Source organism: Bacillus sp. CCNWLW194, from assembly GCF_037120585.1.
Lineage (GTDB): Bacteria > Bacillota > Bacilli > Bacillales > Bacillaceae_G > Bacillus_A > Bacillus_A basilensis.
Genome location: NZ_JBBBBL010000020.1, coordinates 1 through 13,641, shown reverse-complemented (window position 1 = coordinate 13,641; position 13,641 = coordinate 1). Strand labels below are relative to the sequence as shown.

8 protein-coding genes and 1 pseudogene are annotated in these 13,641 nt (G+C 37.2%); 2 read left to right on the top strand and 7 right to left on the bottom strand.

What is annotated here, in order from left to right; all coding sequences use genetic code 11:
• Positions 1-132: 132 nt before the first annotated feature.
• Together V7S50_RS29225 and V7S50_RS29220 are read right to left on the bottom strand one after the other, a co-directional pair.
• Positions 133-1,662, bottom strand: a complete 1,530-nt coding sequence (locus V7S50_RS29225; protein WP_262715092.1) for a cardiolipin synthase — start codon at positions 1,660-1,662, stop codon at positions 133-135.
• 311 nt (positions 1,663-1,973) lie between these two features.
• Positions 1,974-3,155 (bottom strand): YhgE/Pip domain-containing protein, encoded by a 1,182-nt coding sequence (locus tag V7S50_RS29220; protein ID WP_336376485.1) that lies wholly within the window; start codon positions 3,153-3,155, stop codon positions 1,974-1,976.
• Positions 3,156-3,360: 205 nt separating this feature from the next.
• Between V7S50_RS29220 and V7S50_RS29215 the strand changes: the two are divergent.
• Positions 3,361-3,540, top strand: a pseudogene (locus V7S50_RS29215) (TetR/AcrR family transcriptional regulator); the annotation flags it as partial.
• Positions 3,541-3,565: 25 nt separating this feature from the next.
• Here the strand turns inward: V7S50_RS29215 and gapN are convergent.
• Together gapN and V7S50_RS29205 are read right to left on the bottom strand one after the other, a co-directional pair.
• Positions 3,566-5,005: an NADP-dependent glyceraldehyde-3-phosphate dehydrogenase gene (gene gapN, locus V7S50_RS29210; RefSeq protein WP_336376484.1), complete on the bottom strand. Its 1,440-nt coding sequence runs from the start codon at positions 5,003-5,005 to the stop codon at positions 3,566-3,568.
• A gap of 96 nt (positions 5,006-5,101) precedes the next feature.
• Entirely contained in the window at positions 5,102-8,317 is a 3,216-nt protein-coding gene (locus V7S50_RS29205; RefSeq protein WP_336376483.1) for a bifunctional cytochrome P450/NADPH--P450 reductase, read from the bottom strand.
• A gap of 200 nt (positions 8,318-8,517) precedes the next feature.
• Between V7S50_RS29205 and V7S50_RS29200 the strand changes: the two genes are divergently transcribed.
• Positions 8,518-9,132 (top strand): TetR/AcrR family transcriptional regulator, encoded by a 615-nt coding sequence (locus tag V7S50_RS29200; protein ID WP_336376482.1) that lies wholly within the window; start codon positions 8,518-8,520, stop codon positions 9,130-9,132.
• Between the two features lie 231 nt (positions 9,133-9,363).
• Here the strand turns inward: V7S50_RS29200 and V7S50_RS29195 are convergent, their stop codons facing one another.
• From V7S50_RS29195 to V7S50_RS29185, 3 genes are all read right to left on the bottom strand, one after another.
• Positions 9,364-12,327: a Tn3 family transposase gene (locus V7S50_RS29195; RefSeq protein WP_336376592.1), complete on the bottom strand. Its 2,964-nt coding sequence runs from the start codon at positions 12,325-12,327 to the stop codon at positions 9,364-9,366.
• Positions 12,328-12,595: 268 nt separating this feature from the next.
• Entirely contained in the window at positions 12,596-13,048 is a 453-nt protein-coding gene (locus V7S50_RS29190) for an SMI1/KNR4 family protein (protein WP_336376481.1), read from the bottom strand.
• A gap of 4 nt (positions 13,049-13,052) precedes the next feature.
• Complete coding sequence (locus V7S50_RS29185) at positions 13,053-13,301, bottom strand: HNH/ENDO VII family nuclease (protein WP_336376480.1); 249 nt, start codon at positions 13,299-13,301, stop codon at positions 13,053-13,055.
• Positions 13,302-13,641: the final 340 nt, after the last annotated feature.

Genomic DNA, 13,641 nt, shown 5'->3' with positions numbered 1-13,641 from the left:
TTCTGTTATTCCATTGTACGCCGTTTTTTCGTTTTGACATATAGTTTAGTTTAGTTAACTTAACTATATAATACCTTTATGTTAGTGTAAAGGAAAAAGTAATCAAATTTGTTTTGATTACTTTTTTCGGAATTATAATAAAGGGGAAATTAGACGCATTAGGGATTCCAGTATTCGTTTTTGAATACTACGTTTTTGAAACGATTCCCATCGAATTTCAGTTGAATAATTAAAGTCCTTTTCAAAATCACGTTTAATATCAAGAACTGTCTTAGATTCATAAAGTACGCTAATGATTTCATAATTTAGTTCAAAGCTACGGACATCCATATTTGCTGTGCCAATTGTGGCAATTTTATCATCTACAAGTACAATTTTAGCGTGCATAAAACCATCTTTATAGCTGTAAATTGAAGCACCGGCTTTTAGAAGTGGTGTGAAGTATGATTGAGATGCTTGATCACTCATGATTCTATCTCTCTTACCTGGATATAGAATGCGTACATCTATTCCAGCTATTGCACTTAAACGTAGTAATGTTAATGTTTCTTGATCCGGAATGAAGTAGGGTGTTGCGATCCAAATTGATTTCTTAGCAGAACCTATAACAGCAAGTAAAGTATTACGAATACTTGTATCATCTGAACTTGGTCCACTTGCTACAATTTGAACAGCACCTTCTGCATGAGGATTTTCTCTATCTGGAAAGTACTTTGTATTCATAAATTGATTCCAAGAATAAGTATTTAGACTACTAGAGGCATAGAGCCAATCCTCAAGGAATACTGCTTGTAATTTGTACAATGCTTTTCCTTCTATTCTTAAGTGGCTATCACGCCAAATTGGGAATTTTTTAGAACGACCAAGATACTCATCTCCAACGTTGAGTCCACCTGTAAAACCAATCTCTCCATCTACAATGACAATTTTACGATGGTTACGATAATTTACTGTTTCAAGTGGCCATGGCGAACGAATGGGATCAAATGCCACAACCTCAATTCCTGCATCTTTCATAGGTTGTAAGAAACGATTTCGTAATAAATTGCTTCCGATCCCATCATAAAGAAAGCGTACAGTTACACCAGATTTTGCTTTCTTTATTAATGCATCTCGAATTTTTGTACCAATTTCATCTGCTCGATAAATAAAGTATTGAATATGTATATGATGTGTAGCATTTTCGATAGCTTGTATAATGTTTGTAAATGTTTGATCCCCATTTGTTAAGAGTTTTGTTGTGGTATTATTGGCAACAGGACCGCCACCGAATTTTTGTACAACCTGTGTTAAATAAGCAGAGCGCTCACTTAATGAGGAAGTGAATGATAAATCTAGGCGTTTTCCTTCTAAAATCTCACGGAATAATTTTCTTTTCTCTTCTGAACGATATAGATGCTTCTTTCTTCTCCAACGACTTCGGCCAAAAAGAGCGTACAAAAGTACACCAACAACAGGAAGAAGTGCTAATACTAAAAACCATGCTAAAGTACTTTGTGGGGAACGGTTTTCGATAAAAATAATGAAGGCAATTCCTACTATTGTGATAGACCATAGTACGTCGACAAAGTTATATAATGAGATAATGGATGTATCCAACAGAAAGAGAACGATAGAGACAAGTGTAAATACAAATAATAATTGAACTTTAGGATTTTTCATCTTTATAAAATTCACCTATTCTTTCTTAAATATAGGATTCGTATATGGAAGCTGTAACCTAACATTTCTATTAGGGATAATCATAGGGTTGGTGCTTTAGTCCGTCATATAATTCCCGTAAAATGTAATAGGTTAATAAATTATAGAGTTTTTAAAACTCGTTTCTTCAAGTTTTCGTTAATGCACCATCCAATAAATTGGATTTTGTGCTATTCTATTTATTGGATGATGCTGAATAAATTCAAGCACATGAAAGTCAAAGAGATACAAGGAATTTTCCTTGTATCTCTTTGACTATAGATTTACTTCCTCTATACTGACGCAGTAGATATAGAACCTTTTTGTTTATCTTTTTTGAATACAGACAGTACTATAATTATAAGAGATACAAGCCCAACGAGCCCCATCGTCTGAACATATGATCCCATTCCATATCCTTCAAAAAAGAAACTGCTACGCAATGCTTCTACACTGTACTTAAGAGGGGTCCAAGAATATAACCAATGTTTGGTCAGATCTGGAAGAAATTCGTGTGCCAGTGATAAGATTGGCATAGAAAAGAAGAAGACTAGCATTAATATTGGTACCCCTAGACGCCCAATCCAGTTGAGTACTGCACTTTGCAAAAGAAAGAACATAAAGCCAAAGAAAAGTAATAATAAGAAAATTTCTCCTTGGTTCGGTATGTTTACCCCGAGTATAGTATGAGCAATGAAAAGAATTAAACTTGCAATTACTATCACGAAAACAGAACCTGCAAGAATCTGTGATAGGACTAATTTTCCTGTAATACGTCCGTTTGTAAACTTTTGGACAGCCATAAATAAGATTAATGAACTGATAAGAATAGTAAACCATAAAACTTGTGTCATCATAGCAGGGATATTTCCGTTTCCTGTATGTGATTGAACTGGATGAATCAACTCCGTTTTAACAAGTAATGGGCTTGCTAATAACTTTGCCTGTTCAGTTGTTATTGTCATATTTCTTTGTGAAAGCTGATCAAGCAAGGTATTACGGATATTTTCGTTTATCCCTCCAATGAGCTTATCGATCATTTGGTTCGAAGTCATTGAAACATTATAGTTTAGTCCTTGATTCACCAAGACTTGCACCTCAGTTTGTTGTCCCTTAGGTGTGGTCAGCGATACAAGTTGCTGGGATATTTCTGGTGGAAACACAATTGCAGCGTAATACTTCTTATCCTTCATCCCTTGCAATACATCTTTTTGCGTTTGTAAGAACGTCCATTTAACTGGGATTTGCTTATTTTGCAGAATTTGCTCTTTTATTTTATCTCCTACATTTACACTTCCTTGTCCTGGTAAGTTCACACCTGTATCCTGTATTACCAGAGCGATCGGCAAGTCTTTTGGTACAGGATTAACAGTTGATCCCATAAAAGCAAAACTAGCGATGATAACAGCAGCCATAATGCCTAACAAGCCACCTAGAACCATCTTTTGTTTGAAAAATTGCTTTATTGTAAGCATTTAAAATTATTCCTCCTAGTATTCGTTCAACGAAAAGATAGATAACGAACAATGTGTAGTTTATAATAAAAGCGTGTTGTTTATAGTGTAATTATATCGTTTTTACTACACAATTCAATTTACATTTAAGGCATGAATGTACGATAAGAAACAAAAGGATGAAATCTGTTGTGTATAATAACAATAACGAACAGGGAGGTATAAGATGTTGAAAAAAGCAGATCTGCGGATTATTCGGACAAAGAAATTTATATATGATGCTTTTATCAAACTGATAGCGGAAAAGGGATACGATGCTATTACCATTCAAGATATCACAGATGAGGCACTCATTAATCGGGCAACATTTTTCTCACATTATAGGAAAAAAGAAGCCAATCTAACTTTTAGATTAGCTTCTTTTTGTAATATTAAACTAAGTTTAATACAGTTACTTTTTCACGTGTCATAGATTCAAGGCTCTTATGAATACCTTGTGCTCCCATACCAGAACCTTTTACACCGATGAATGGGAAGTGATCAGGACCGCGCTCTGTACGTCCGTTAATTTGAACAGAACCCGTATCGATTTTGTTAGCAATTGCAAATGCTTTGTTAATGTCTTTTGTGAAGACACTTGCTTGTAAACCGAAATCTGATTTGTTCGCAATTTCAATTGCTTGTTCATCAGAAGAAACACGGATGATTGGAAGGATTGGACCGAATGGCTCTTCCCAAGCAACTTTCATGTCTTCTGTTACATCGTCAATTAATGTTGGGTAAATTAAGTTGCGCTCACGTTTGTTACCGATTACGATTGTTGCACCTTTTTCTACCGCATCGTCAACTAAACCTTGAACGAAATCAGCAGATTTATCGTCGATTAATGGAACGATTGTGCTGTCTTGTTCTGGAGAACCAACAGTTAATTCAGCCACTTGATCTTTTAATAAGCTAACAAGTTCGTCTGCTACATTTTCATGCACAAGCACGCGCTTAATTGCTGTACAACGTTGACCAGAGTATGAGAATGCACCGCTTACGATATGTTTCGCAGCTTCCTCTAGGTCAGCATCTTCACGAACGATACCAGGGTCTTTACCACCAAGCTCTAATACAAGTGGAATCATCGCAGCTTTTTTCGCTAAGTGTTTACCTGTATTTGTACCACCTGTGAACGATACCATATCGATGCCAGCATGCTCTACTAAGTAGTCACCAATTACAGAACCACGTCCTGTAATTACATTTACAAGTCCTTTTGGAAGACCTGCTTTATGAAGTGCTTCAACCATTTTAATACCGCTAATTGCGCCTTGTGTTGCTGGTTTGAAGATAACAGCGTTACCCATAATAAGTGCTGGTGCAAGTTTTGCAGCAGATAAGTTTACTGGGTAGTTAAATGGTGAGATTGCTAATACAACACCAAGTGGTGCGCGTTGGATAATCGCAAGTTTAGATTTAGATCCGCCAGGGAAGCTATCCCCCATCATGCTTTCTCCGTGCATGTGAAGTGCTTCGTCAACTGTGTAACGAATAAAGTCAGCTGTACGAACAACTTCTTTCTTTGCATCTTTATATCCTTTACCAACTTCTTTCATAATGATATCGGCAATTTCATCTTGCATATTTACGAGCTCATCAGCCCATTTATATAAATATTTTGCGCGATCTTGTAGGGAAGCTTCCGCCCATGATTTTTGAGCTTCTTTTGCAGATGCAATTGCTTCATCTACTTCTCCGCGAGTAATTGCTTGTACTTGACCAATTACTTCGTATAAGTATGGAGATGGAATGTCGATTATTTCTCCTGAAGAGCTTTCTCTCCATTCTCCGTTTACATAAAATTTGTACGTATTGCTAGTTGTCATGATTAGTCCTCCTAAAATAGTAACCTGTAAAAGTGAGTATAAATTGGGTGTTTTCCCCCATCCCCCTTCTCATGGGATGGGAAAAGTTACCCAAATTCAGATTCCAGCCCAAACATCTTTTCCGTATCGTCCTTCACGTTGTAACTGATCCAACCAATTTCTTGCCTCTTGTTCACTGACTCCATGCATTTCTTGATATGCGTGACAAAGAGTATCTTCTACATCCGGAGCCATTCGGCTTCCATCACCACATATATAAAGGTGGGCACCGTTATCTAATAACGAAATTAAATTCGCTCCATCTTGTTTCATTAAGTGCTGTACATATGTTTTTGGATGTCCTTCCGAGCGAGAAAAAGCTGTGTGTAAAGATATTAAGCCATCTTTTTCATCATTTTCTAGTTCTGTACGATAGAGATAATCTTTTTCAGGATGACGACAACCGAAATACAGATGCGCTTCCCCTAAGTTAACACCTTTTTGCTTTTGAACACGACGCGTTTGTAAGAATCCACGGAATGGTGCAACTCCAGTACCTGGTCCAACCATGATAATTGGTTTTTCTGGATCTTCAGGTAACTGAAAACGGGATTCTGGCGTTCTAATAAAACAAGTAATCTCATCTTCATTGTGACGCTGAGCTAAATAATTAGATGCGACACCTTTATATTCTCCTTGTCCACTCCATGCAGGTCCACTAACAACACCGACCGTAATACTTAGACGATCCTGTGCAACGAGTGGAGAACTTGAAATAGAATAGTAACGCGGTTTGAGTGCAGGGAGAAGTTCTAAAAAGCGTTCAAACGGGATTTCACACGCTTCATACTTTTCAAGAAGATCCAACATTGAAATGTGTTTCTTTAGTATTTGGTCCTGATAAACTTCATCTTCCAATAATGCTTCCAATTCGTATTTATGAGGAGGACAAACTGTAAATCTTGCCAATTCTCGTATTTGTGCTCGAGTTGCCGCTTCTTGAATCTCAACACTATGGCTAAGAAGGTCAAATAAACTAACAGGACGGTCCAAAGGAAGATGAGCTGTACTGCTTCCACTTGTACTCAGAATGACTTGATCCTTCTCGTTTAATCTAAAACGTTTTAAAATTCGGTTGACATTTTTTCGGCTGTTACTTGGCAGTACTCCAAGGTGATCTCCTACTTGATAAGTAACGCCTTCCGGCAAGGCTATCTCAATATGTCGAGTGCTCCGCTCACTTTCAGATGACTGAAGCTCCCTGCTAGCAATCACCGTTGCATAAACAGCTTCGTTTTTTTGAACGATTGGATTAGCATGAGGACCTGAAATCAACTGAACGGAAAGCGATGATTGATGAGACACTGTTTCTGTTCCCTCTTTCATCTTTAGGCCAAAAACATTCGAGACATCCTTCCACATGTTCTTTTGCCATTGGACAAAATCATTCTCGAAATCTCCTCCAGCGTCAGCCTCTCCTCTTTCGGTATACCTTATGGCACCTTTCAGTTCAAGCTCTTTGTCAATAAATTTCGGAACACTCTGGTAAGTATTCGCCCAATTTCGATCTCCGCAACCCAAAACTGCATACCTGATCCCTGTACATTCCTCTGCGCTTGCTTGTTCCAGCCATTTTACGAACTGAGCGGCATTCTCAGGAGGTTGACCATTATATGAAGAAGTTACAATGAGTACCGCACCTTCTTTAGGTAACTTTCCGATATAATCATTTAATGTTCTCACATCGCTCTGGAAGCCCAGTAACCTTGCATGGTCTGCGAGCTTCCTAGCAAACTCTTCCGCTCTTCCTAGATTTGAACCATATAATACAAGCAGAGATACGTTTTCAGCACCTTCAAGTACTTCTTGTTTTGAATATTGAGAAGTCACTTTTTTCTTTTCTTCATTCTCCTTTTCATCATCTAACGGAAGATTCAATAAAGGTGCAACTTCCTTCCCTTCTCTTAATTTAACTCTAATTCTGAAATTTTCTGGTTTTATGGTCAATGATTGCTTAATCTTCAACTGATAGTTTTCAGAATCAATTAATTCCAACTTTTGAAGAATCATTCCAAGCACAAGCGTAGCTTCATAAAGTGCGAACTGCATACCGATACAAGCACGTTGACCATTCCCAAATGGTTTATATGCATGATTTGGTACTTTGGAAGGGTCTGCGAAACGTTCCGGACGGAATTCTTCTGCATCCTCTCCCCACACTTCTTTATCCCGATGAAGCGCGGGAAGAAGCACGGTCAACCCTTCACCTTTTTTCACATGATACTGTCCGCCGATTATAGTATCCTCCTTTGGATACACATCAAAAGATGGAGCGGTCGGCCATAACCGTATGGCCTCGTTTAGAATCATGCGAATGTATTTGAGGTTTAGCACTTGTTTATAAGATGGAGTGGAATCACCGAGGACCTGATCCACTTCTTCGTATGCTTTCTTCAGAACTTCCGGATGTTTCAGTAAAAAATAAGTCGTAAAGGATAATAAACCACTTGTTGTTTCATGCCCAGCAATTAAGAAAGTAATAATTTGGTATCGGATATTCTCATCATCCAACACTTCCCCGGTCTCAGGGTCTTTACTGCTTAACATGCGGGCCAGCAGATCTATCTCTCCATTATTTCCATTAGCCTTCCGCTCTTTAATAATTTTATCTACCAACGAAAACATGCTTTGTATATCATCTTGGAATTGTCTGTTTTTTCTAATCATCAGAGTATCCAGGCCCTTCGAGCGGGCAATTTTATGCATAGCTTCGTCAAGTGCACGTACCATGCTGTCGATAAATGGATCATGTTTTTCTTTATAAAAACTATTAAATCGGTAGTTAAAACCACAAAGACCGATCGTATCCAAAGTAAGGCGGGTCATGTCTCCCGGTACATCGATATAATCACTATCGTGATTCAACCGAGCCCATTTCTGAATCAGCTGCGAAGCGATGTCTAACATCATGGTATGATATCCCTTCATGGCTTGTTGGCTGAATGTTGGCAGCAATATATTATGGGCTTTTCGCCAGTTTGGCTCCGATGTTTTACTCGTAAACAGACCGTCCCCCGTAAATTCACGTACATGCACCATATCATTTGCGACATGTTTATCAAAACGATTGATATCACAGACTTCCGTTACAAGTTTGTGTTCAGAGATACATATTGTTTTAAAACCTGGAGCAGTCAACCGAAATATTGGTCCATATTCTTTCGCCATCTCGCAAAAAGAAATAGTAGGTTGACTCATGTCGAATAAAGGGTAGTTGCCTAGTGGTCCATATGTTTTGGGTTGTGGAATATTACTTGTTTGTTCTTCTCTCATGTTCATCCTCCTAGCATACGTTCAACAAAAAGATAGATAACGAACAACATGTAGTTTATAATAAAAGCGTGTTGTTTATAGTGTAATTATATCGTTTTCGCTACACAATTCAATTTACATTTAAGACATAAATGTACGATAAGAAACAAAAGGATGAAATCTGTTGTGTATAATGACAATAACGAACAGGGAGGTATAAGATGTTGAAAAAAGCGGATCTGCGGATTATTCGGACAAAGAAATTTATATATGATGCTTTTATCAAACTGATAGCGGAAAAGGGATACGATGCTATTACCATTCAAGACATCACAGATGAGGCACTCATCAATCGGGCAACATTTTACTCGCATTACAGGGATAAACAAGATTTGTTAACAAAGCTTAGTGAGAATGTACTAGGAGAGTTGACAAGTAAGATGGTCCTATATGCCCATGTGCAGGGACATCAAATAGATCTTTCGGAATTCGAGGGGATTTTACAATCCATATTTGAGTGTATATTAAAACATGCAGACTTTTATAAAAGCATGCTTGGACCTCATGGCATTCATGATTTTAACCTAAAAATGCAGCAGACTATTATGGATAATCTTGAACAAAATTTCATTGCGCTTAAAATTGAAGACCATGACTTAGATATTCCAAAGGATATGGTATTCCATTTCATCACTTCCTGTGTTGTTGGGATGGCAATTTGGTGGCTTCAAAATGACATGAAATATTCACCGAAATATACTGCAAAACAATTAGTGAAGCTTATGACTAAAGGACCCTTGTGTGCAGTGGGTTTTACTTTGTTTAATGAGGGCTAGAAGGAACAACTGTGCCGGGAAGTGCAAAGTGGTTTCTAATAAATATATTATAGAAGAAACACGAAGTTTTTTACTACTGTGTTTCTTCAAATTTTCGCTAATGGATTGCTCGATAAAGAGAACCTTACAAAGAAAGGAATAAAATATTCTCCTCGTAGTAAACAACTCAGTGGTATCAATGTATATATGGTGCCCTCTACTACCATAAGGAAGTTTCTTTTTTGAAAAATCTTAAGAAGATCTCTGGAGTGTTAGACGTTCTTTCATATTTAATTTGAATGTCCCATATGGATTTACGTGGGCATAGATAAGTGGTGTTAAAGCTCTAAAATCTTCTGGCACTAACTTTTGCAGTAAAGATTTATTTTTGTCTAGGAGAACTTCTTGAATCATTAAAGTATTGATTAATACTAAACAATTTTGGAGGAGATGAAGAGAAAGTACGGCAATCTCTTGATCTTCCATACGATTCGTTTGAATCTCTCCTCCTTTTCCATAAAAAATGAAGCTGTTAGCAGAGTTCCAATTCTCAACTACATTTAATCCTTCGTGGATTTCTCTCCGGATCTCTTCTGATGATAAATACTCACAGAGAAAAATGGTTTTTAATGCTTTTCCTAATTCACTTAGTGCTCGATAAGTTGGATGCCCACTGTTACGGGTAAATCGTTTGAGAACCGCCTCCGTTTCAGCTGTACCAAGCCGTAAGGCTGTAGCATACTTAATCATTTGATCATACTGTTGTTCTATTAAATTCCAATTGATTGGTCGAGTTAAAACTGGCTGCAAGTTTGGATATGACTCTTGCATACCTACATCCGGACGATACAACTTTTGTGCATGAATGGCTTTGAACCTTGGCATCAGTTGAAATCCCAGCAAATGACAAAAAGCAAAAGCAACTTCACTTTGTCCATGTGTATCTACATAGTTCTTCTCTACTTCCATATTTGTACAATGCCGCAGCAATCCTTCAATCATAGCAGCTACTTCTGAAGAAGAACAAGATTTGAGTTGCGAATAAATACACGTAGAATTCTTTTCTACATGCCAATAAATCATTACTCCCCGACCTCTATATCGAATATGCCATTCTGTCAGTAAGTTTTGATCCCATGCTCCAAACTTTTTACTATCAGATGCACATGCCGTCGTTCCTTTTCCCCATATTTCGGTTACACGAGTGGCTAGAATAGCATTGGTTACTTTTGAAATGGCTTGTCGTAAATTTTCTTTATGAATAAATTTACGGCGCACATAAAGCAACTCTTTATAACTTTCTCCATGGTCCCCGGCAGCAACACGTTTTAATCCTGTGTTCGTTCCCAATCCATATAGACAAAGGATAAGTCTACGTTGAAGTGTCTCCTTATCGAGAATCTCTCGATTCCCTAATGTTTGAAATGTATCTGTTAAATGGACACGTAAATCTGCTTCTTTTAAAATATCTAAAAGATTGGTCATTGGCCAGCGATTCATAACCTCTGCTTTTACGAGATTGAGATTAACTGGTTCAGCCTGTGCCTGCAAAGGAGACACAGAAATCCACCCGTTTCCTTTACTCAAAATGCGTACTTTATTCTCGTTCTTCACATGTTTATTTAATTTTTCCAAAGCCGTATTCATACTATTTTTTAATTCTTGAATAAGTGTTTGTGCTTCAAGGGGTTTCCGTAGGGCTTCGTAATGTTTTTCCCTGTTTTGTTCAAAGTCCTCTGGTAAATCTTCCTCTGGATTTCTATATCGGTCTGCTCCGACTACCCATACTTCTTTGCAACGCAATCGATCTCGTAAAGCTTGAAGAACGCAGATTTCATAATTCATTCGGTTGATACGATTTGTTTCTTTATCAATAACTGTATCAATCCATGCTGGTTTTACAACTCCTTCTATCGGAATGTAATCTGCTTCATTGTATGTATATTGATTGGTAAGCTTATATTGCTTGAGTAAATCAATTGCATCTATTACAGGGCGATGTACGTCATTGTTCGATCGAAACTCTAAAATATCCAATAACGCGGGAACCATTCTCCTATAATGAGTACCGTAGGAAGACCTCATAACGGTATGAACCTTTTGTCTGTAAGCCGGGCCTGTATGCTTCATTTCTTTCACAATGCCTTTTAATGTATCTTCACCTACGACAGGAAATAAAACATCTCGTATAATACCATCCGGTTGTTCCACTGCTTTTTCGGCCATGCGAAATAATACGTTTGTCTTACCACTTACTTTACGAAAATCACGTAAAAACTCCTTTTCCACTTTTCGTTCTGCACGAGCCCCAATACGGTGAACAATTTGAATAATGAGTTCAACTAAATTATCTGTAATTTCTCTACCTCTACACCAAAAGAAAGCTGCTAATAATGTGTAACGGATAGGATCTGGGTGCCTACGTAACTCTCTAATATCTTCAGAAACCGCACGCTGTCTGTACGTTCGGATCATCTTAGGTGGAACACCGGAGAATAAATCTGATGGAAGCTGTATATCTCGTACAATTCGGAGCTTTTCTATTTCTTGTAACAAACTATCTAATCCAATTCTTCCAGGATCAGATACAAGTTCGCGAAAACTAAGGATAGTTTGATCCTCTTCAAGTTGTTCTATCTGGGACCAAGTACGTATAAAGGCATCTAATTGGGACTTTGAATGCTCTGAAAGCTGTGTGAAAATGAGTCTTGAAATATGTTCTTCATATTGGCGAATAGCTGATTTGATATTTCTCTCTAGTTGGTATTGAGTTGGAGGAATAAGCTGTTGTTGTCTGAGATAGTGTAGAACATATTCTCGTACACGATCTATTTGTAGTTCTTGTGGTAGAATGTTAGCTTGTAGCCATAGTTTTATTTGTTCCATATCTTCGGAAGTACTCTCTCGAAATCCCATATATTCACGGATTTGTGCTCGATGATATTTAATGGAGCGTCCGTTCCAATCATATTCCTGAAAGGAATCTGCAGGTACTCCTACTTGTTTTGCAACATATTCAATCAGCTGTTTATTAATTTCTTGTTTTCCTTTTGGAAAGCGACCCTGGTACTGAAAAAGTTTTAGGGAAACAGCAAATCCAAGTCGTGTGCTTCCATATTTATTTCCAATTAAGCGCATCTCTTCGGGGATAACTGTAAAATGTTCAATAAGTTCCTCTAGCTCCCAGTTTTGCTTCACCTTATTATGCCTCCTTATCGTATCTATCAAGAAAATTTTAGCATATTAAAAAAGTTCTGGAAGCCAGAACTCTATTGTTTAAAATATTTACTTTGCCCCTGGTTACAGCAACGCTGGTACTGGGCCAATTTCGTACGCTAGGCAAATTTCCATAGAAAAAAAGCCGTTTACTCTAAGTTTAGAGAGATAATCGGCTTTTTCTTTGTAAATCAAAAAAATAAAATCATATGAAACCTATAAATATATATTATTACATAAAATATGATTCTTAGTATTCTATAATCAATTAATCCTCATCATACAAATTATCTACAGATTCTTGTAAAGAATCTAATAGATAGTCGCTGAAGTTTTCATAAGTAATGGTATACAGTTCCTTTGAAAAACGACTCCAAAAAACAACAGGGCACTCGCCATCTTTCATTTGATTGGTATCTAAACATGTCACAGTACCATCGATATCATTTAAAACAATGTATTGTTCAGGAAGGTTATATGTTTCTCTATATAACTTGGTTTGGTAAACAACGGAAGAATCCACAGCTGTTGTCTCACAACCATGGATATCCATACCATCCAGTCCGCCGCTACCGTACTGTTTTAAAAACCAATGATAGCTGTCTGGGAAATTAATGTTTAGCATTTGTGTTGCTTCTCGAATTGTATCTTCATTTATCCCTCCCATAAAATCGCCATTTTTTTCATATTTGGTAATGATTGAAATAATCTTGTCATTCATCTTTTTATTTCCCTTCTAAATGTTCTCGCGTTCTCATTTTCCAATAGTTGTTTCTAAAATTATTATACTGTTTATGTTTATATAGCTCTTTGTCGTTTCTAAAACTTTCTCCTGATTCTACTAAACCATGTAATGCTTTAGTAAATTCATCATGTTTATTGGCTGGTATTTCAACCATTGCTCCAGGTTCTTTTTGCGTTAAATAATGCAACTCAATTTTGTAGCTATCCTGTTGTAAAAGGTACCCCGCCATCTAAAGCTAGTTGAAGATTCGACTTTCCGCTTTTATTAACGGATGGTGGGGCGACGTAATCCCAATCTATATTTTTTCATACGGTAAACCCCATTTCTATCAAGCTAAGCTCATACAACATCAATCATAGTAGAGGTTGCTTCTTTTTTCTAAAGGTTACGTGTAGGGAATTTAAAGATTTGCATACGAAATAAACCCTAACTGGTTTCATTTTTTTGAATTAAGCCGCTTGATTATCAGACTCCCGAAATGATATGGTGACTCCTATTTATCGATCAATATCAATGGTTAATTAAAGAGATGACTTCACTAATTATAAATTTTTAATAAACTAGTAAAA